Here is a 19,586-nt window from a genome sequence, read left to right as displayed (position 1 = left end):
GATCTTACAGGAGACGCTCGCTACCGCTACGCAACCGAGGTGTGAGGCTTAGCTAAAGACGAATGCCGTCTTCTACAGCCCTCGGTTCACGGACTTACTGAAGATCAACTTGAGAGCGCCAGAAGTCTTGAAGAGTTAGGATTACTCCATGAAATCGAGGAGCGAGAATATATCAAGTGTGTTTCACCAGAAGATGATGATTACTTCGAAGTAAAAGAACGTGGATGTGATGAGGAGATAGGTCTCTCCGAAATTTCAGACGGCAATATAACTTGCCCAGGTTGTGGTCGAAATGTTGAATTATTCAAAAAGACCCGTAGATCACGTCTAATTACACATCGTGACGACAGTAGAGTCTATTCATATGTTCGTGATGTAATCAAACAAGAACTCGATGCAAGGGCCTCAAAGATAAATAACGGCCTCCGGTTCTTAGATACTCGATTGAAACCTGCATTCACCGTCCGCCATGGTGCAAATAAAACTCACTTTCTGATTCAGTTTGAGTACACCAGCTCAGAAATACTCGATTCAATACAGGTATTCAATCAACCATTAGTTGTTGTTCTCGTTGGTAATGCGGTTCCTCAGGCAACTCAATATGAGCAGAGGGGACTTACATGTGTAGCCGCATCAGAAATAATTGAAATCGGTGATAGTAGCGCCGACATTGAACAATTGATTTCTTCTGCTCGGGAATCAAAGATTCCAGCTGGTCAACTGGCAGATAAGGGAATCGAGCTATACAGCAAACATCGTTCAAGATATACTTGGCGTGAGTTCGAGCATACTGTCCAACACTGCTTTTCAGCTTCTTTCGAAACCTCTCGACTACTTGGGGGCGAAGAAAGCGGGGAGCAGGTTCCTGAAGGAGTCTTGTCGCTTGATTATGAAGATAGTTCACATGCGTATATTTGGGATGCAAAGTATGTTCAAGAACCAGGTGAGAGTAGGCGTCTGAGTGGCGAGTATGAAAATATGGCAAAACATCTAGTAAATTTCCGTCGAGAATCGAATGTGAAAGACATCTATGATGATCTCTCAGGATATCTTATCATCTCCCCCAGCGTTTCAGATAGCTCAATGGTTCGGCTTGCAGAGCGCATACAGCGGCGACTGACAGAAAATGATGACGACTGGAATGGCTCCGTAACACACCTCCAGTTTGATGCGCTAGTCCACATATTCCAAGCCGTACAGTCGGATCGAGATGGAGTGCAAGCGAAACCAAGAGAATTCCGTAAGCACGTCCATAGGCTATTTACAAAGGGTAATTACCATAATCCCGACCCAGATACATATGGGGAAGCTGACCAGCGAGTATTTGACGTTTCTACTGAGGATGTTGACAAGATCTTTCGAGAATACATCGCTCCGCAAGAACCTGAAACTGAACGTGTGAATATCGATGGCTATCTTGCAAATATTCGGAGCTTGGATTACTGAGTTGTCGTTATCCCACTCAACATGAGGCGTTGCATAAGACAAACCAAGATTGGCGACGCCCAGAAGAGAGCTACGTACCGGTGGGTGTCCCAGGAACAAAATCTTGCACGCGTCCCTCCTCTAAGCTCCGACTGAAAAACGAGTTCATCTTCTCACGCAGCGTCTCCTTTCGAGAATCAATCCGAAGGCCGTACGCTTTCGTCTCCCCAACTTCGAGGTCTTGCCAATTCTCTGGCTTTGGCTCGTTGAGCGGTACGAGGAGACTTCCAGTAGTATCAACCTCGCCTTCGATTATCAGCTCACCTCGGATGATGCCCGCGTCTTTCTCAATGAGGTCCATTTCGAGAACGACAATCGAGTCCTTGAATCCCTCATCGTCCCCTCGTTCTTCGAGCATCAGTTCTTTCGCACGTTCCTTGTCCATAGTCAGATGTTGCAGTGAATCGGAGACAGGTCCTTATCGTTCGGGTTGTAGTGAGGCCGGCCCCCAGTGAACGGCTCGTCTGTCAGCGTCAGGTTCCCCATCTTCGCTACGGTAAAGAGACGCCAGAATGGGACTCGCCGCGAATTGCTCCCTCCTGCAATTTGGTACCCTCGGAGTGACTCTTTGCCCTTCTTGCTTCGGCCGTGGCAGTAGGGTTCGACTTTTCGATGATGCCCATCGTAGGTGAATTCGAGGACTTTCTGCTCCTGAATCGCTTTACAGATGATATCGCTCATACTCAATCTGGTCCATACTTTGTAACCGGCTGTCAAGAAGGTCATCCAACCGGGGTGAAAGTAGTCCAGCAATTGGACGCTCAAACCACGAGTTAGAGATTTACAATAGGATTCTGTTAGTAAGGGTATGTCCTACAGAAATCGCTCAGTTTGGCGTGAGTGCCCTGATTGCGGTGAAAAGCAGAAAGTAAAGGCAGGGCAGTGGGCTACTTGCCGAAATTGTGACGAAAGTTTTCACGCATAGTAGCAGTCATTGAAGTACTCGAACAGCACCAAGTCGATGCCCCGAAACCTACTCTTGCCTAAATTCACTCAGTCGGGACCTATGGGAGTCTATCTCCTTCTGAGTGAGCTTCAGTAGCATTTTCGAAAACAGATGTCGCCCCGTTTCCCAATCATCCATTTCCTCTATAAACGAGAATTCGCTTCCGTCTACTGTGTCTCCGACATGGGTGTTGAACTCAGAGACTGCTTCTTCCATAAATTCTCGTGCATCACTGGGATTATCGGCATCGAATGCCTCGATGTTTTCTGCCTGTGAGTATAATATGCCAGAAAGAGACTCTACTTCTCTGACTGCCGCGACGCTGACTCCGCTTGGAGCCCGGCCTGCAATTCTGGCGAGTTCGTCTGAGACTGCTTCGTGTTCTTCCGCTACCTGTTTGAAACCAATATCAGAGGAGGTCAGTTGCTTTTGGCAATAGTGTTTGAGTCGGCTCAGTTCTTCGTTCAACTCTCGATACCATTGGTCCGCCTCTTGCTTTTCGTCTTTCGTGGACTGTCTCCTAACTTGATATTCAGATACGAGAAAGCTGACAGTAAGACTCACACCTCCACTAAGAAGCAACGTTTCGGCAGTAGCCATAGAAGCCAATTGAAATAGAATCCAAATAAATGTGGGAGAGAATCAAGTGAGGATTCCGATACATAGGGCCCATCTCAGTGAGTATTCCCGCGCCGTCTATTGAGTTGAGTTCGAATCGAGATATTCTTATAAATAATTTCGCAAGTCGGTAATAGTTACTGGTTCGAGTGCCGAGGCCAGCCGTCTATCAAGGTATTTTCGAGAAGAGACGAGCAATCGTCAGCGAATTAGGTCTGTCGTTCCCGCGGTATCCGAACCCTACCGCCTCTAGCGGCCAACTAGTGATTAGCACATGCCGGCATACGTGTACCAATTGGGTTGGTGACATCATTTTTGACAAGTTCACAGAGACAACCGATACAGGAGCTGATTCCGACGCTTCCTGGGACGACTCCGACAATCCGATCACTTGGGTGGTTCGGTGGGTACTCCTGTCCGGGGATCGACGGGTGCTCGCACTTGTCACGGAAGTCGTCATCCTATTGGCGTTGCTAACGGTCGGAACGGTCTGGGAGTTCGAGATGGAACGGCTCGTCACCGAGACGCGAGCGGTTCAGACCCTGTTCAACACGCTGCTAGGCGGGATCATCCTCTTCGTCTCGGTCGTCCTCTCGATCAATACCGCAGCGCTCGCTCAGGAGTTCGCGCCCCTCCAAGTCAAACTGGCCAGTATCGAGGATTCCATCGATTTTCAGATCGAACTGGAGGAACTCGTGGAGGACGGCATCAGTCCGGCCGGACTACAGCCGTTTCTCCAGTACGTTATCGAGGCGATTCATTCCGAAACGAAATCGCTTCGGACCATCGATAACTCGACGACCGACGAGCGAGCCCGGGCGAACCTGCTGACATTCGTCGACGATATCGACGCACGATTATCCCAGATCGAGAGGCGCATCCGGCAAAGCGACCCTCGAGTGTCGATTCTCCTGTTGAGCACGCTCGATTACCCCTACGCGCGCCACATCAACGTAACCCGCCGCTTGAAAGCCACTCACGGGGACGCATTCACGGAATCGGATCACGATTCGCTCGCGACACTGCTCCGGATACTCACGATCCTCGCGTCCGGTCGAGAGTACTTCACGACGCTGTATTTCAAGCGGGAACTCCGGAACCTATCGAGTGCCCTCCTCATTCTCTCGCTCCCCGTCATCGTCTTCACGTCGTACGTTCTGCTCGCGATGGACACCGGCCTCTTCCCGCAAACGACGCTCCCGGGAGTCCGATCGCGACTCCTCTATGTCAACCTCGCGTTCGTCATCGCGCTGTCTCCGTACGTCCTTCTCAGTTCGTACATGCTTCGCATGCTTACCGTCTCGAAACACTCCCTCGAATCGACGGTGTTCACCCTCAATCCCGATGTCGGACTGGAGTTCGAACGGGAGTGAACTACCCCACCCTACTTAGCCACAGGCGTGGCTTCGTTGAGGGTGTCGTCAGAAGCGGAGCTTCTGACTGCTAACCAGAACCGAAGGTTCTGGTGATGGGGCTTCCTGTTTCGACGACGCGCTTTGCAGACACGCGAGTGGTGTCCGTAGGGAGCGCAGTCTCCACAGGCGTTGATTCGGGCCATCCCAGCCCTAGTTCAGAAAAGCCGCGTTGCAGGACGTTCATCGCCGCGTTCGCGTCACGATCACACTCGAACCCACAACTCGGACACGAGTGTTCCCTGACCCAGATGGGTTTCGCTGTCTCCACACCACACGTCGCACACTCTTTCGTCGTTCCCGTTGCTTCGACTTGCACCACGTGTGTCCCGTACAGCTCACCCTTGTATTCGAGCAGGGTGATGAACTGTCGCCACGCCGCAGCCTGCTTGTTGCGAGCGTTGTGCGACTGCTCTAACATCGCCTTCACGTCCAAGTCTTCCACGAACACTGCGTCGTACTCACGGACGAGCCACGTCGTGATTTTGTGCTGGTAGTCCAACACTTTCTGCCGAATGTGGCGCTTGACCTTCGCTACTTCCCGGCGTTGCTTCTCGTAGTTGTTTGACCCGTGTTCTTTCCGTGAGAGTTTGCGTTGTTCACGGCACAGACACTCGTATTCGTCTTCGAGGTCGATCCAGTCCACAGTCGTACCGTCCGAAGTGTGGATGTAGTTGAGGATGCCAAGGTCAACGCCGACGCTATTGTCTGCGTTGAGCGAGTCCACGTCGGGTTTCTCAGGCAGGTCAGCCTCGTCGGTTTCCAGCCCGAAAGAGATGAACCAGTCGCCGGTCGTCTCCTTTTTCACTGTGACCTCTTTGATAGCTGCTTCGTCAGGAATCTCGCGGTGGTAGCGGATTTGGATATCTCCGATTTTGGAGAGCCAGAGCGTCGCGCGTCGGCCACTCGTGTTTTTGAGTTCGAAGCCAGACTGCGAATACGTTATGCTCTGGAACTCCCTCGGAGACTTCCACGTGAGCTTCCCGACCTTGCGTCCGTTTTGCTTCTGCTCGGAGAGTCCGTCGAGGTTGTGGTAGAACCGAGTGACGGTTCGTTGCAGAGCCTTCGAGTTGACGTCCGAGAAAACGGGGAACTCGTCTTTCCAGTCGGGGAGTCGGGAGTGGTGCTTGTACGCAGAGCCGATGTCGTCGGCGTCCACGTTTTCGTATTCGTACAGGGTGTAGTTGTACCCTTGACGATGAATGTCGATGTGATGTTCCAGTTCAGCCACTACCTGTTGTGTCGGGTAGGCGTGGTAGCGGTGACTGTACTCCATCGCTGTCTGTTGATTATCGATATGTTTACTTAATGGTTTGTATTGGTGTACGGCGATTCATCCCCTCCCTACTCGTTCGCGTTGCTCGCTCCTTGAGGAAGGGGCATTCTCGCCTCAATTCTGGTAATTCCGAGAGGTATCGGCCGGGATATATACAATTTATTTACGTACCAATTTAAATGACTCCTCCGGTTTCCGCTTCTTCGTCGTTCTCACCGGTTTCCGCTTCTTCGCCGTTCACATCCTCGCCGTTTTCGTCCTCCTCGCCATTCTCATCCTGACCGTTCTCCTCTTCCTCTCCATTCCCCTCCTCACCATTCTCCTCTTCCTCGCCGTTCTCCTCGTCCTCCTCTCCGTTCTCATCCTCTCCGTTCTCCTCGTCCTCACCGTTCTCATCCTCTCCGTTCTCCTCGTCCTCACCGTTCTCATCCTCTCCGTTCTCCTCGTCCTCGCCGTCACCGTCTTCCGCTTCGATCGTCAGGACTCCGGTTTCCTCGTCGTCTTCAGTGACGACATCGTAGGAGTACTCACCCGGCTCTAGATCCGAGGTATCAATTCGAACGCTTAGTGTTCGGGATTCTTCGCCGTCAAGTTCAACGTCTCTCTCGTTGATCTGCTCGTCGTCAAGGAATAGTACAACCGTTTGTGTACCACTCGCTTCCCCGATGTTCTCTATCGTTGCGGAGAGTTCGAAGACCTCTCCTTGGCCGAGAGTCTGTTCGGTCGGATCGAGTTCGGCGACCACGAACTCGGCCCCTTCAATTTCCGCCGCTTCGATAGTTACCGTCCCGGTCGCGGAGTCGTCTTCGGTGAAAACGCCGTGTTCGTATTCACCGGCTTCGAACCTCGAGGTATCGATCGCTTCGAGGTTGACCGTTTCCGATTCCCCGCCATCGAGTTCGAGCGCTTGGTCGTCGATCGGTTCGCCGTCGATGCGGAACTCGACCGTCTGCGTGCCCGTCGCCTCGCCGACGTTTTCGACGGCCGCGGAGACATCGATCGAGTCTCCACGAGTGACGGTCACATCCACCGGTTCAAGCTCCGAGACGGTGAATTCGGGCGGACTCAACACAGTAAGCGTCGCTGTCTCCGAATCATCTTCGGTAAAGACGCCGTGTTCGTACTCGTCGGGGTCGAGTACGCTCGTCTCGATCTCCTCGAAGGTGATCCGCCTCGACTCGCGTCCGTCGAGTTCTAACCGCCGCTCGGCAACGGTCTCGTCGTCGATCCGGAACTCGACCGTCTGTGTATCGGAAACGTCGCCGACGTTTCGTATCCTCGCAGCGACATCGATCAGATCGCCCTGCGTGACTGTCACATCCGCGGGGTTCAGATCGGAGACCGTGAACTCCGCCGGTCGCAAAACGGTGAGCGTCCCCGTCTCCGAATCGTCTTCGGTGAAGACACCGTATTCGTACTCGTCCGGGTCGAAATCGTCGGTGTCGATATCCTCGAATTGAACTCGTTCCGAAGAACGACAGGTGATCTCCAATTCGCGCTCTGCAACGACCTCGTCGTCGATACGGAGTTCGACGGTTTGGGTATCGGTGATGTCGCCGACGTTTCGAATCCGCGCAGACACGTCTATCTGCTCGCCGCGGACCACTTCGATATCGTCTGGGTCCAGTCCGGAGACGGTGAATTCCGCCGGCACCGGTTCGAGTTCGGTTTCTTGGCCGAAGTCGAATCCGCGGATCTGTCCGCGAATCTCTCCGTTCGGATGGTGGACCGTGTGTACGTTGACGTAGTACGCTCCCGGATCGTCCAAGATGGCTTCGACGAGTTCGGGATCGTCGACGACTGTCCCTTCGATCAGCGGGACATCCGGACGGGTGGTCAGCGGATCGCCGTCACCGCTCCCGTCTACTCCCTCGGTGTATCCAAGAAGTGGTGCCACAACCGGTCCATCCTCCCCTCGCTCGCCCTCGTGGATATGCGCCTGCGTGACACACTCGATATCCTCGAGTACGAGATCGACCACGAGCGTCCCTGTTTCGCCCGGTATCAGGTGTACACAACCACCTGCATTGGTTTCGACGTCGGCTTGATACCCCGACAGGGCGGCGGCGTGAGCTTCCCAGATATCCTCAGGGGGCCACGCTTCGGATTCGTCATCCGTTTGCGCTCGCGCTTGGCCGCTGGCTTCAGAGCCGAGTGCGCTGAGACCCGTACCCGCTGCAAGCCCTCCCATTACCGTTCGGCGTCGATACGTGCGTTTCCTCACGGACGGTTCGTTCGGATCATTCGGTTCATTAGACATCGCATCCGACGTACGTAGATCGCTTGTTTAGCTATATGGCGACTATGTGAAATAATATGTAATTTCACGATACCTCAGTCTGGCGTCGACAACGACGTGCGCAAGGTCAGTGAATAAGCCGATCCAAGCGTCTCACGTGTAGGCGTTTTCGCGTCATCGCTGGATCAGTTTGCTGGCGGCTTACCGTTGGTTCATCTCAGCTTATTCCCGTCCACCTGTCCTCCCACTCGTCAACGTGGAAACGACGGTATGGAGAAACAGCGAAGCCGAATATTGATATAGCAGATAATAGTTCAAATCAGTAGATTCGTCGACTGTGCTCCACGATCGAACAACGGGAGGAACAGCGAGTGCACTGCTGTTGACGTACTGATGACGGCAATCTCGGTGGTCCCTTATAAATAGACGCCGGGCGCTCGATATCTGCGGCGTACAGTAAGAAAAGATCGGCTCTCGACGGCGATTCGGCTATCGTTCGAGTTCGACGGTCAGGTCCGTCGCTATCCACGCTTCCGTGTTCCCCTGTTCCGTGAAGACGGTTCGGTCGGGCGAACAGCGGCTCGCCGAAACCGTCGGCCGTGCGTCCGCCGACGCCGCGACGTCGCGTTCGATCCGGTCCCCGGTTGTCATTACCGGTTCGTCAGGGTCGTGCGGGGATATAGATTTCGGTCGGCCTAAACTCTCGGCGGAGCGGGTAGACGACCGGGACGGACGAGAGATATCCGAGGGACCGCGGATCGCTCGTTTCGACGCCGGTGATTCCGGCGGGGGATCGGATCGCCTTACCGGCCGGCGCTCTTCCCTCCGACGATGACCGATTCGCTTTTCACGCCGTTCTCGCTGCGCGACATCGAGATACGAAATCGGGTGATGGTATCACCGATGTGTCAGTATTCCGCGGACGACGGGCTCGCGAACGACTGGCACCGGATCCACCTCGGGACCCGCGCTGTCGGCGGGGCCGGCGTCGTGATGGCCGAGGCGACGGCCGTCGAGGCACGCGGTCGGATCACTCCCGGCTGCCTCGGGATCTGGTCCGACGAGCACACCCAGGCGATCGAGCCGATCGTCGAATTCGTTCGATCGCAGGGCGCGACCCCCGGAATTCAACTGGCCCACGCCGGTCGTAAGGGATCGCATCGCACGCCCGCGACGGGCGGCGGTCCGATCCCGACGGACGAGGCGGAGGGGTGGGAGACGATCTCGGCGACCGACGAGCCCTATCCGGACGGTAACGACGAGGCCGGCGGGCCCGCGGCGACTCGGAAGATGGACGCGGACGACGTCGAGGACGTGATCGACTCGTTCGCAGCCGCCGCGGAGCGCTCGCTCGACGCCGGCTTCGAGATCGCCGAGGTCCACGCCGCCCACGGCTACCTGCTCCACCAGTTCCTGTCGCCCGTGACGAACGATCGCGACGACGAGTACGGCGGGAGCTTCGAGAACCGTACGCGTCTGGTCCGTGAGGTCGTCGAAGCGGTCCGCGAGGTGTGGCCCGCGGACAAGCCCGTCTTCGTCCGGATCTCCGCGACCGACTGGCTCCCGGACCGCGATTCGTGGGACGTCGACGACTCCGTGCGGCTGACCCCGATGCTCGCCGACGCCGGTGCCGACCTGATCGACGTCTCCGGTGGCGGAATTCACCCGGACCAGCAGCTTCCGAACACGGGACCGGGGTACCAGGTCCCGTACGCCGAGGCGATCCGCGAAGGAACCGACGTTCCCGTCGCGGCGGTCGGCGGGATCACGGAGCCGACGCACGCCGACGCGCTCGTCCGAAACGGACGGGCCGACCTCGTCGCCATCGGCCGCGAGCTACTCCGCAACCCGTACTGGCCGCTGGAGGCCGCAGACGAGCTCGGCGCAGACATCGAGTGGCCGGTGCAGTACCGTCGCGGCCGGTTCGACTGAGGCGATCGCCGACTTCGATCTCGGCGCGTCGGCGAATTCACTCCCGGCGCGTCGGCGAATTCACTCCCGGCGCGTCGGCGAATTCACTCCCGGCGCGTCGGCGACTTCGTTCGACGGCCCGGCTTTTTACCCGCGGACCGCCTACTCCGCGACATGAGTTCCCGCGACGACCGGCGCGACGACCGACGCGACGAGGACCTCGAAGCGCGGCTCGACGAGCTCGAGGAGGTCCTGACCGAGCTCCGCCGCGACCTCCGCGAGACCGAGCGGGGCCGACGCGCTCCGCTCCAACCGCCGCGACCCCCGCGCCTCTCGGAGCTCGTTCGCTTCACGGAGGAGTACACCATCCCGACCATCATCGCCCTCCTGGAGACGACGATCAAGTCGCTCGAACTGCTCCAGGGGACGCTCCGGCTCGCGGATCCGAGTCGGAGCGTCGCCGACGACGCGAGCGCGGCGGGCGATCGGCTCGCCGACGTCCGCGACGGCGCGAGCGCAGGACTCGCTCGTTCGCTCTCGGAGCTTCGAACGGCGCTCTCGGAGGCCGATCTTCCGGAGGAGGCCGCCTCGCGTTCGATCGTCTCCGACGCCCGCAACCTCACCGCCGAGATCGAAGATCGGATCGAGGAGGGGCGTCGCGAGGCCGACGACGCCCGACGTGACCGTCGAAGTGACGAGCACGGCGGGGCCCGCATCGACGTGACCGACCCGGATGCGGACAGGGATGCCGACGGGGACGAGGCCGAGCCCGCGAACGACGCCGACCCCGCCCCCGAAGTCGACGTCGAGTCCGAATTGGAGTCGATCAAGCGACGACTCGATGACGAGGAGAGTGGCGTGACCGGCCGCAGCGACGAGGGAAGCTCCGCTGCCGGCGACGACGAGCGGGACTCCGACAGCGATGATTCCGACGTGGTGGACTCCGACGTCCCTGACTCCGACGAAGCGAACTGATCGGGTCGACTTTCACCCAATCGGACGCCTCGTCAGAACTCCGTGCCGAGCCGGGCGGCGACGCGCTCCGCGGAGTCGACGAGGAGCGACTCGTCGTCCGTGAACACCTCCAGCGCGACCGTGCCGTCGAAGTCCGACAGCTCCGCTTCGAGAACGTCGTACTTCACCTCGCCCGCGCCGATCGGGATGTGCGTGTCGCCGCGGCGTCGGACGTCGTGACAGTGGAGGTGCGAGATCCGATCGCCGTGACTTCGGAGGAATCGCGTTATCGCCTCGTTTCCGCCCTCCATGTAGGCGTGGCCGACGTCGAAGCAGATCGGGGTGTCCGTCTCGCGGGCGATGTCACCGAGCACGGAGAGCTGAAGTCCTTTGTGTTGGTGACCGACGTTCTCGACGACGACCTCGACGCTCGCCTCGCGACCGGCGGCCGCGACTCGGCGGAGCTGCTCGGCGGCGACCTCGCGGAAGTCGACGTCGTCGCGGTCGGCGGAGGTGGCGTGGAGGACGGCCTTCTCAGCGCCGAGGTCGCCCGCGGCGGTGAGAAGCCGGCGCTGGTACGCGACGATGGCGTCGTTGACCTCGGGCGCGTAGCTGGTCAACGGTTGGCTGTACGGGAGGTGTACCAGCAGGCCGCGCCCGTCGAGCGCCCCGCTTAGCCGGTCGGGATCGATGTCGCCCGGTACGAGCGTCGGCTCGCCGATTCCGAGCTCGCAGAAGTCGAACCGCGCCGGCGACCCCGCGAGCCGATCGAGGTCGTCGCCGACGGTGAGACCGATCTCCATGTCGGCGATGCGTGCGGCGGTCGTATAAATGGTCCCGCCGATTCGCTGGACCTGTTGCGGTCCAGTTGACCGCTCTCTCCCTCGATCGCTCAGTACAGGTGAACCACGTTTGACATCCTCCCCGCCCTGAAGGGCGAGGTTTTAGCCTTGTAACTTCCATAATCGGTCCAGATGAAAGGTGAGTCCCCTCTCTGCTATTGCCACTGCTGGCTGCCGAGTGTTTACAATCCCTCCAAAGCAACGTTTGGTCAGATGGAGGGGGTTCTGTGGCATCTGCTTGCGAGTTCTCGCGGGGGGCCGACACGGGTCCGTATTCTCCAGGCACTTGATGAGCGTCCACAAAATGCGAATGAACTTGCGACGGAGCTCGATATGGATTACACAACAATTCGCCACCATCTTGACGTTCTGATAGACAACAACGTCGTCAGACGAACAGACGACGACTATGCCGCCACGTACCTGGTTACAGACCAGGCCAGAATCAACTGGGACATCATAGAGGAGATCTTCGAAACCGTCGATCAGGAGAATCCATGAATGTGGATGAACTTTGGACAGCGTATTTAGCGGAGTATAACCTACGGGGGAATGATGGCCATCTGGCTTGAGATCGCTCGGGGCGCTGCGGGAGTGAACATCCTCTTACTGCTGGTACTCGGCTCTATCTGGCTTCGCAACTACCGTCAGCACGGTGCCAACCACACGCTTGCACTCCTCGTATTTGCCGTGTTTTTGCTCGTCGAGAACGGACTGTGGCTCGTTTTCTACCTTGTTCATCCAGGTTTTATCGGTTGGTTCGTCAACGCGGGTACCGACATTCAGGTCGGTATGATGATGCTCTGTACCCTCGAACTCGTGGCGCTCGCTATTCTGACCCGCATCACTGTGCGCTAATCACAACCCCTCAGTTAATGTTGGACGAAGTTTGGACCTAGTTCGGAAAACACTCATCAGCAGTCTCAACCCTCGTTCATCCATGGTTCTCAAACGGCGCACGTTCCTCGTCGCGAGCAGCATGACTCTTGGTCTTGCTGGATGTACCGGCGATAACGAGACGACACCAGACGAGGACGAAGAAACGACGTCTCCTGATGGGGCGGACGACGAGGGAACAGAGATGGATGTGACCGTACAGGTCCGCTCCAATTCCGAGTACGGTGACATCCTGGTCGGCCCTGACGAGATGACCCTCTACATGTTCGATCAGGATACGCAGGGTAACGGTGTGAGTGCCTGTTATGACGGTTGTGCTGACAACTGGCCACCACACACGGTCGACGATGAACCGGTGGCCGGGGAGGGCGTGACTGCCGACCTTAGAACCTTCGAACGAGAGACCGGTGAGCGCCAGGTGATGGCTGGCGGGTGGCCACTGTACTACTTTGCCCCAGACGAGGAGCCAGACGATGCAACAGGCCAGGGTGTCAACGATGTCTGGTGGGTGCTGACTCCCGATGGAACTCCGGTCAAACCGGATGGTGGCTATTGAGTCCAGAGGTAGTAACTGCTTCGTTTGAGAGCCCCCTCTCATATAAGATAGATTTGTCTTATCTCCAGGTCAATATGCAACCCTCCTGAGAAACTGTTCCGCAGGGGACTAGGCTGAGTAAGCAGTCGGAGCCTAACGGCTGGCTCAGCGGGAACGGTGTCGAAACGAAATTCCGCAGTGCCGCGTCAGTCGTCGAGCGGGTTCTCGACGTCGATCTCGCCGGCGTCGATCTCGGCTTCGACCTCGCGGACCGCGGTGACCATGTTCTCGGTCTTGCCGTAGGCGATCTCTCGCGGCAGCAGCTTCAGCCCGCAGTCGGGCGAGATGGTGAGCTTCTCCGGCGGGACGACGCGGAGGCCCTGCCGGATGTTCGCTTTGATCTCCTCGACCGGCTCGATCTCGGCCGTGTGGGCGTCGACGACGCCGAGCGCGAGGTCGGGCTCGAATGTGGGCTCGGTGAACGTCGGAATCTGCTCGAAGTCGCCGTTACACAGCTCCACGTCGAACTCGTCGATCGGGTAGTCGTTGATCTCGGGGTAGATCCGCGAGTAGTCGCCGTAACAGACGTGAAGACCGATGCGGACCTCCTCGTCGATGCCGGAGACGATGCGTTCGAGCGCCTCGCCGACGATGGCGTGATCCTCCGGCGTCGTCGCCAGCGCGGGCTCGTCGATCTGAATGTAGCGCGCGCCCGCCTCCACGAGCTTCTCGACCTCCTCGTTCACGAGGTCGGCCAGGTCGTAGACCAGTTCCTCGGTGGAGGGGTACGCCTCGTTGAACGCCCAGAATCCGAGCGTGTACGGACCCGTGATGGGAACTTTCACCGGCTTCTCGGCGACGTCCGAAGTGAACTCGAACTCGTCGACGAGCCACGGCTCGTCGTACTCGACCTCCTCGACGACGCTCGGCTTGTCGAAGTAGTTGTGGCCCCACACCTTCACGGGGCCGTTGAACTCGTAGCCGTCGATACGCTCGGCGAAGAACTCGACCATCTCGTTGCGGCGCATCTCGCCGTCGACGACCGTGTCGAGTCCGGCCCGCTCGTGCTCGTGCGTGATGAGCCGACAGGCGTCGTCGTGCGCCTCCGTCAGATCCTCTGCGTCGAACTTCGAATCCGGATCGTCGACGAGCTCGTCGGCGCGGTTCAGCCACTTCGGCTTCGGGTACGAGCCGACGACGGTCGTCAGCAGGAACGAGTCGTTCTCGTGGTCGTTCGGGCGGAACTGTTCGCGGTTGGCTTCGGGGGTTCTGACCATTATTCGAGCACCTCCGCGGCGGCGGAAAGCGCGTTCAGCTTCGCGCGATACTTGTTTTCGGGCAGGTAGAACAGCTCGGTGTTCGGCGTCAAGTACGTCCGATCGAACCCCTCGGCGGGGATCTGCGACTCGAACCACTCGACGCGCTCGGCGATCGTCTCCGGCTCCTCGACGAGCGTGTTCTGTCCGTCGACGAGCCCGAGCGCGAGCGAGTCGGTGGAGCCGAATTCCTGGACGTTATACACGGTGTCGTCTCGGTCGCCGGCGACGAGGTCGAGTCCGAGCGCGTCCGCGCCTGCCTCGTCGACGAGGTGGGCGTACAGCTTCTCGCCGAGCGCGCCGTAGAACGTCTGGACGACGACCTCGGCGTCGGTCGCGTCGGCGACCGTCGCGATCGCGTCGGTCGCGGCCGGTTCCTCGCCCTCGGCGGGCGGGTTCGTCACCAGCGACGGTTCGAGGAGGAACAGCGTCTCGTGGGCGGGGAACGCCTCGATCTCGCCGGCCAAAAAGTCGGCGACGGCGGCCTGGAACGCCGCCTCATCGCCGTAGTGTTCGTCGGTCGCGAGATCGGCCAGCGAGTACGGGCCGGGGAGCGTCGCCGCGAGGGAGGCCTCGCCGTCGATGAGGGCCGCGGCGGACTCCAGTTCGTTCGCCACGTCGCCGGAGAAGTCGAGATCGTCGACGACCCGCGGATCGCGATAGAAGTTGTTGTTGTCGTAGTACCGGACGATACCACCGGTCTCGACCCCGTCGTGGACCGTCAGCGGGTGCGCGATCATGTCGTCCCAGCGACCCTGTCCCTCGGTGACGCGGTCGAGGCCGGCGTCCAGCTGGTCGCCGACGTACTCCCCGCGGACCTCGTCGTACTGCTCCACGATAGCCTCGTCCTCGTCGCCGCTCAGCAGGTCACCCTTCTGGTGGCCCTTGCGGTCCGAGAGCGTCTCCTTCGCCCAGTCCGGAAGCGGGTACAGCCCCGGCGTGGCTGCGACTCGTTCAGTCATCACCGTTGGTTCGATATGCCGCCGTATAATATTTGCTAATACATTTTATGCATTTGAGTTATACCCCGGTCGCGGGCCGAACGGTTAACACGACGGCTGCGAATCGAGATCTATGACCGTCGTTTCGCTCTTCCCGTCCGCCACCGAACTGGCGGCCGCGCTCGGTGCCGCGCCCGCCGCGGTCTCTCACCAGTGCGACCACCCGCCGTCGATCGCGGAGCGGCCGACGCTCACCGGGCTCGTCCGGAACCTGGACGACCAACCTGAGGCGGTGGATCGGATCGTCGCGCACGACGACGTGTACTACCTCGACGGCGACGCGCTGGCCGCGGCCGATCCGGATGTGATCCTCACCCAGGGCGTTTGCGGAGTCTGCGCCCTCGACGCCGGACTCGCGCGCCGAGGGGTCGAACGGCTCGACCTCGACGCGAAGGTGTTGGACGTTCACGCCGACGATCTCGACGACGTCCTCGCGAACGTCGAACGCGTCGGCGACGCCGTCGGCCGCCCGGCCGCGGCGACCGAACTGCTCGCGGACCTCGATGCGCGGATCGACGCCGTCGCCGACGCGGTCTCCCCCAACGCCGCTCGTCCCCGTGTCGCCGTCCTTGACTGGACTGATCCCCTCCGTCACGGGGGGCTCTGGGTGCCCGATCTGATTCGGGTCGCCGGCGGGGATACCGGTCTCGTCGCGGCGGGCGAGCGTTCGCGAAAGGTCGATCCGGAAGAATTGCGCGCCTTCGATCCCGAGGTGATCGTCGTCGGCCCCTGTAGCGCCAACGTCGGCGAGGCAGAACGGGCGGCCGCGGACCTGCTGGAACGCGAATCGTTCGACGACGTGGCCGCGGTGCGGGACGGTCGCGTGCACGCGATGGACGGCACCGCGTACCTGAACCGGCACAGCCACCGCGTCGTCGACACGCTGGAGGCGCTTGCGGCCGTGATTCACCCCGACCAGTTCGAGTCACCGGGCGAGAAGGTGCAGCGCGTCGATACGGCCGCGGTGGCCGGGTCGGTCGGCTCCGCCGAGTGAACCGCCTTCGTCGACGCTCCCCTCCGTCTTCTGCCGGCCTCGGCCATCCACTGTCTTCCGCCACTCGCCGATACTCACTTGGCTTCCGCCACTCTCCGATACCCACTTGGCTTCCGCCATCCTCTGTCTCCCTCCTACTCCGCGCGTTCGAGCCGCAGTACGGACAGCGTCTCGAAGGGGAACGACTCCTCGACGACGACTTCGTGGTCGAAGCCGGCCGCTTCGATCAGCGCCAGCACCTCGTCATAGCCGGTCAGCGAGGAGACGAGTAGGAGGACGACGCCGCCGGGTGCGAGCACGCGCCCCACGTCGGCGAGAAACGGTTCGATCAGTTCGCGGCCGGACTCGCCGCCGGAGAGCGCGCGCTCCATCCAGTCGTCCCACTCGTTGTCCGGGTCTGTCGGGAGGTACGGGGGGTTGAAACACACGGTGTCGAACGCGGCCGTCCGAAACGGGCCACAGAGGTCGGCGACGACCCCCTCGATGCCACGTTCGCGCGCTTGCCGCGCCGCGTGCGGATTGCGGTCGCTGCCGACGACCTCGAGCCCGCGCTTCTCGGCGATCTGCTCCGCGACCCACCCCGACCCGGTCCCGACCTCCAGCACGCGCCCGTGCGCCTCGGCGACGGCCGCCTCGGCGAGCAGTCCCGAGTCCTCGGCGGGCTGGTAGACGACGGCGTCGTCGAGGCCGCGACGCTCGGTGAGGTCCGTCACCGGTCTGCCTCGCCGTCGTTGGTCACGGTGTCAGCACCGTCACCGGTCGCTGCGTCCCCACCGTCGCCACCGCTTCCGTCGCCACCGCTTCCGCCGTCTCCGCTTCCGTCGCCGCCTCTCGTCGCCGCCCGTCCTTCGACCTCGGCGTCGAGCTGCGGCCCGGAGGTGTCCGGTTCTCGCGCGGAGAGCGTCTGCTGCGGGAAGGGGATGACGATCCCCTCGGATTCGAGATCGGCCTTGATCGCGTTCATCGCGGCGGTCTGCGTGCGCCAGCGCTTGCGCATGCTCGGGTTGCGGATCCAGTACCGGACGCCAAGCACGACCGCCGAGTCGTCGAACCGCTTCGTTACGGCGTTCGGCTCCGGCATCTCGGCGACGTCCTCGACGCCGGCGACGGCCTCCTCCACGACGGCGGCCGCGCGCTCGATGTCGGTCGCGTAGTCGACGCCGACCTCGACTTCGATCCGCAGGCGATTCCGCCGCGACCGGTCGATGATGGAGCCGGACCGGACCGTGTCGTTCGGTAGCGTGACGACCTCGCCGTCGAACGACCGGAGGCGCGTGCTCATGATCGAAATCTCCGTGACGGTTCCCTCGTGGTCGCCGACCTCGACCCAGTCGCCCACCTCGAACGGGCGGGAGAACATCAGCACGAACCCCGCGAGGATCGCGCCGAGCGTCTGGCGCGCGGCCATCCCGACCACGATCCCGAGGAACCCGGCCCCGACGAGGAGTCCGCCGACGTTGTCGGTGAACAGGCCGACCACGACGAGTAGCGCGAAGGTGTACACCGTCAGCTGGGTGAGTCGCCGGACCACCTCCTCCTGGTGGTCGGTGAGGACCGTGCTCTCGGCTGATATCTCGCGGATGACGCCCCCGAGGAAGTCGGTGACCGCGTAGGCGATCGCCAAGAGCACGACCGCGATCACGACGTTCGTCAGTTGGTCCGCGATCGCGGCCGACCGGTATGCGTCCAGAAGCGCGCCGCTCCGATCCCACACGAGGAGCAGCGAGATCGCGCCGACCGCGGTGGCGGTGCCGACCGCGGCCGAGAGCAGCAGTCGTTGCGTGGAGGAGAGCTCGTCGTCCCGCCGCTTCGCCCAACTGGTAAGGATCCGGACGCCGATCACGGCCGCGACGATCAGCGCGGACGCCGCGACTCGCTCGATGTCGCCGGTCAACGCGCTGTAGAGGTCACTAATCCCCCCGGAGAGTGAGGCACCTGTCGCGACGACGGATGCGAGACCCATCCGTGAATCACACCTCCGTCGGCGAGCCGCGTTCGCGGGCCAGTTCGGCCAGCGCGGCGAACGCGCTCGGCTCCAGGGTCCCGGGACGGCGACGGAGCAGATCCTCGTCCGCGGCCGCGACGACCGCCTCGGGCTCGTCCAGCCCGGAGATGTGCCCGGTGTTTCGGATCGCGTTGCGGACCGTCTTGCGGCGCTGGGTGAAAAGCGCCTTCACGAACCGCAGGAAGAGGGCCTCGTCCCCGACGGCGTAGTCCGGGTCCCGGGGCGTACACCGGACGATCGCGCTCTCGACGGCGGGCTGCGGATCGAACGCCTCCTTCGGAACGCGCTCGACGATCTCGACGGCGGCGTAGTGTTGCGCGGAGACGGAGAGCCGGCCGTACTCGGACTCGCCCGCCGAGGCCACCATCCGCTCCGCGAACTCCGCCTGGAACATCAACACGAGCGGCCTCCCCTCCGGGAGCAGCCGGAAGGCGATCTCCGAGGAGACGCCGTACGGGAGGTTGGCGACGCAGGCGGTGAACGGCGGGAGGTCGACGTCGAGCGCGTCGCCCTCGATCACGTCGAGGACCCCGTCGTCGACCGCGGTCGTGAACTCCGCGCGAAGAAACTCGGCGAAGGTCCCGTCGCGTTCGATCACGGAGAGGTGGCCGTCCCCCGTCTCGGAACTCTCCGTGGAGCGGGAGACGATCGTCGCGAGCAGCCGATCGGTGAGCGCGCCAGCGCCGCCGCCGATCTCCAGCAGGTGTCCGGTGTCGGCGTCGTCCGGAAGGTACGACGGGATCCGGTCGAGCACGCGGTCGTCGACGAGGAAGTGCTGGTCGCGGTCGGGGTTCGCTCGCTCCCCCGCCCGCCGCGCGAGCGCGTCGGGGTCGCGATCCCCGTACGCCGCGTTCGTTCCCGTCGATGAGTCGGTCATGCCGGCGTTACTCCGCGGTTCCGGGTAAAAGTCCCGTTTCGGTGTTCACGGCTCGGTTGAAACGCTATTCTTCGGACACAGTCACGAGTGAACAGCTATCCGCTGGAGTCTGCCTCTTGATCGATTGCGGGAGTGGGGATCGCAGACCGCCGCCGGCGACGTAGTATTTAAAAGAGAAAACACGGCAGCGACGATTACTTATAAATAATCGAGGCGGTGGCGTCGCCGGCGCTCCGCGCCGGCTTCAAGCGAGAGCTTCGCTCTCGCCCTGCGCCTCC

20 protein-coding genes are annotated in these 19,586 nt (G+C 60.6%); 8 read left to right on the top strand and 12 right to left on the bottom strand.

Translation table 11 applies throughout. From position 1 onward, the window contains the following. Positions 1 to 444: 444 nt before the first annotated feature. Positions 445 to 1,446 carry a hypothetical protein gene (locus tag ACFQEY_RS09150; protein ID WP_379767521.1) on the top strand — a complete coding sequence of 334 codons (1,002 nt, stop codon included), beginning with the start codon at positions 445 to 447 and terminating at the stop codon, positions 1,444 to 1,446. 70 nt (positions 1,447 to 1,516) lie between these two features. On the opposite strand, the gene ACFQEY_RS09145 is transcribed toward ACFQEY_RS09150, so the two are convergent. From ACFQEY_RS09145 to ACFQEY_RS09135, 3 genes are all read right to left on the bottom strand, one after another. After that, positions 1,517 to 1,870 carry a hypothetical protein gene (locus ACFQEY_RS09145; RefSeq protein WP_379767518.1) on the bottom strand — a complete coding sequence of 118 codons (354 nt, stop codon included), beginning with the start codon at positions 1,868 to 1,870 and terminating at the stop codon, positions 1,517 to 1,519. Positions 1,871 to 1,872: 2 nt separating this feature from the next. Next, positions 1,873 to 2,166 (bottom strand): WYL domain-containing protein, encoded by a 294-nt coding sequence (locus ACFQEY_RS09140; RefSeq protein WP_379767515.1) that lies wholly within the window; start codon positions 2,164 to 2,166, stop codon positions 1,873 to 1,875. Positions 2,167 to 2,458: 292 nt separating this feature from the next. After that, on the bottom strand, positions 2,459 to 3,031 hold the full coding sequence (locus tag ACFQEY_RS09135) for a hypothetical protein (protein WP_379767512.1): 573 nt from the start codon (positions 3,029 to 3,031) through the stop codon (positions 2,459 to 2,461). Positions 3,032 to 3,198: 167 nt separating this feature from the next. Between ACFQEY_RS09135 and ACFQEY_RS09130 the strand changes: the two genes are divergently transcribed. Then, a complete protein-coding gene (locus tag ACFQEY_RS09130) occupies positions 3,199 to 4,422 on the top strand; it encodes a DUF7972 family membrane protein (RefSeq protein WP_465261632.1) in 1,224 nt (407 codons plus the stop codon). Between the two features lie 70 nt (positions 4,423 to 4,492). On the opposite strand, the gene ACFQEY_RS09125 is transcribed toward ACFQEY_RS09130, so the two are convergent. The 3 genes from ACFQEY_RS09125 to ACFQEY_RS09115 form a co-directional block, all read right to left on the bottom strand. Continuing rightward, a complete protein-coding gene (locus ACFQEY_RS09125) occupies positions 4,493 to 5,737 on the bottom strand; it encodes an RNA-guided endonuclease InsQ/TnpB family protein (protein ID WP_379767506.1) in 1,245 nt (414 codons plus the stop codon). 175 nt (positions 5,738 to 5,912) lie between these two features. Beyond that, positions 5,913 to 7,928, bottom strand: coding sequence for a CHRD domain-containing protein (locus tag ACFQEY_RS09120; protein ID WP_379767503.1), 2,016 nt, complete (start codon positions 7,926 to 7,928; stop codon positions 5,913 to 5,915). Between the two features lie 537 nt (positions 7,929 to 8,465). After that, positions 8,466 to 8,627, bottom strand: a complete 162-nt coding sequence (locus tag ACFQEY_RS09115) for a hypothetical protein (protein ID WP_379767500.1) — start codon at positions 8,625 to 8,627, stop codon at positions 8,466 to 8,468. Between the two features lie 180 nt (positions 8,628 to 8,807). Here ACFQEY_RS09115 and ACFQEY_RS09110 point away from each other — a divergent pair, with 180 nt between their 5' ends. Next, positions 8,808 to 9,908: an NADH:flavin oxidoreductase/NADH oxidase gene (locus ACFQEY_RS09110; protein ID WP_379767498.1), complete on the top strand. Its 1,101-nt coding sequence runs from the start codon at positions 8,808 to 8,810 to the stop codon at positions 9,906 to 9,908. A 153-nt stretch (positions 9,909 to 10,061) separates the two neighbouring features. Then, complete coding sequence (locus ACFQEY_RS09105; protein WP_379767495.1) at positions 10,062 to 10,862, top strand: DUF7547 family protein; 801 nt, start codon at positions 10,062 to 10,064, stop codon at positions 10,860 to 10,862. 32 nt (positions 10,863 to 10,894) lie between these two features. On the opposite strand, the gene ACFQEY_RS09100 is transcribed toward ACFQEY_RS09105, so the two are convergent. Continuing rightward, complete coding sequence (locus ACFQEY_RS09100) at positions 10,895 to 11,644, bottom strand: sugar phosphate isomerase/epimerase family protein (RefSeq protein WP_379767492.1); 750 nt, start codon at positions 11,642 to 11,644, stop codon at positions 10,895 to 10,897. A gap of 252 nt (positions 11,645 to 11,896) precedes the next feature. Here ACFQEY_RS09100 and ACFQEY_RS09095 point away from each other — a divergent pair, with 252 nt between their 5' ends. The 3 genes from ACFQEY_RS09095 (at position 11,897) to ACFQEY_RS09085 (ending at position 13,136) form a co-directional block, all read left to right on the top strand. Beyond that, positions 11,897 to 12,184 (top strand): ArsR/SmtB family transcription factor, encoded by a 288-nt coding sequence (locus tag ACFQEY_RS09095; protein ID WP_379767490.1) that lies wholly within the window; start codon positions 11,897 to 11,899, stop codon positions 12,182 to 12,184. 54 nt (positions 12,185 to 12,238) lie between these two features. Next, a complete protein-coding gene (locus ACFQEY_RS09090; protein ID WP_379767487.1) occupies positions 12,239 to 12,541 on the top strand; it encodes a DUF8036 family membrane protein in 303 nt (100 codons plus the stop codon). An 82-nt stretch (positions 12,542 to 12,623) separates the two neighbouring features. Continuing rightward, positions 12,624 to 13,136: a COG4315 family predicted lipoprotein gene (locus tag ACFQEY_RS09085; RefSeq protein WP_379767484.1), complete on the top strand. Its 513-nt coding sequence runs from the start codon at positions 12,624 to 12,626 to the stop codon at positions 13,134 to 13,136. A gap of 185 nt (positions 13,137 to 13,321) precedes the next feature. Here ACFQEY_RS09085 and ACFQEY_RS09080 read toward each other — a convergent pair whose 3' ends face one another. Both ACFQEY_RS09080 and ACFQEY_RS09075 read right to left on the bottom strand, forming a co-directional pair. Next, positions 13,322 to 14,392 carry a methionine synthase gene (locus tag ACFQEY_RS09080; protein WP_379767481.1) on the bottom strand — a complete coding sequence of 357 codons (1,071 nt, stop codon included), beginning with the start codon at positions 14,390 to 14,392 and terminating at the stop codon, positions 13,322 to 13,324. Beyond that, the gene (locus tag ACFQEY_RS09075; RefSeq protein ID WP_379767478.1) at positions 14,392 to 15,393 is read right to left on the bottom strand and encodes a 5-methyltetrahydropteroyltriglutamate--homocysteine methyltransferase; all 1,002 of its coding nucleotides are present in this window, start codon (positions 15,391 to 15,393) and stop codon (positions 14,392 to 14,394) included. Before ACFQEY_RS09075 ends, ACFQEY_RS09080 begins: the two co-directional genes overlap by 1 nt. 112 nt (positions 15,394 to 15,505) lie before the next feature. Between ACFQEY_RS09075 and ACFQEY_RS09070 the strand changes: the two genes are divergently transcribed. Beyond that, complete coding sequence (locus tag ACFQEY_RS09070) at positions 15,506 to 16,426, top strand: ABC transporter substrate-binding protein (protein ID WP_379767475.1); 921 nt, start codon at positions 15,506 to 15,508, stop codon at positions 16,424 to 16,426. Between the two features lie 134 nt (positions 16,427 to 16,560). Here the strand turns inward: ACFQEY_RS09070 and ACFQEY_RS09065 are convergent, their stop codons facing one another. From ACFQEY_RS09065 to ACFQEY_RS09055, 3 genes are read right to left on the bottom strand one after another with little or no spacing between them, the layout of a single operon-like run. Continuing rightward, entirely contained in the window at positions 16,561 to 17,139 is a 579-nt protein-coding gene (locus ACFQEY_RS09065) for a HemK2/MTQ2 family protein methyltransferase (protein ID WP_379767472.1), read from the bottom strand. Then, positions 17,136 to 18,389 carry a mechanosensitive ion channel family protein gene (locus ACFQEY_RS09060; protein ID WP_379767469.1) on the bottom strand — a complete coding sequence of 418 codons (1,254 nt, stop codon included), beginning with the start codon at positions 18,387 to 18,389 and terminating at the stop codon, positions 17,136 to 17,138. The genes ACFQEY_RS09065 and ACFQEY_RS09060 overlap by 4 nt, the downstream gene beginning before the upstream one ends. Before the next feature lie 7 nt (positions 18,390 to 18,396). Next, complete coding sequence (locus ACFQEY_RS09055; protein ID WP_379767466.1) at positions 18,397 to 19,308, bottom strand: 16S ribosomal RNA methyltransferase A; 912 nt, start codon at positions 19,306 to 19,308, stop codon at positions 18,397 to 18,399. Positions 19,309 to 19,586 lie beyond the last annotated feature (278 nt).

This window comes from Halorubrum trueperi, assembly GCF_042662525.1.
Classification (GTDB): domain Archaea; phylum Halobacteriota; class Halobacteria; order Halobacteriales; family Haloferacaceae; genus Halorubrum; species Halorubrum trueperi.
This window is presented reverse-complemented; position numbering and strand designations above follow the sequence as displayed.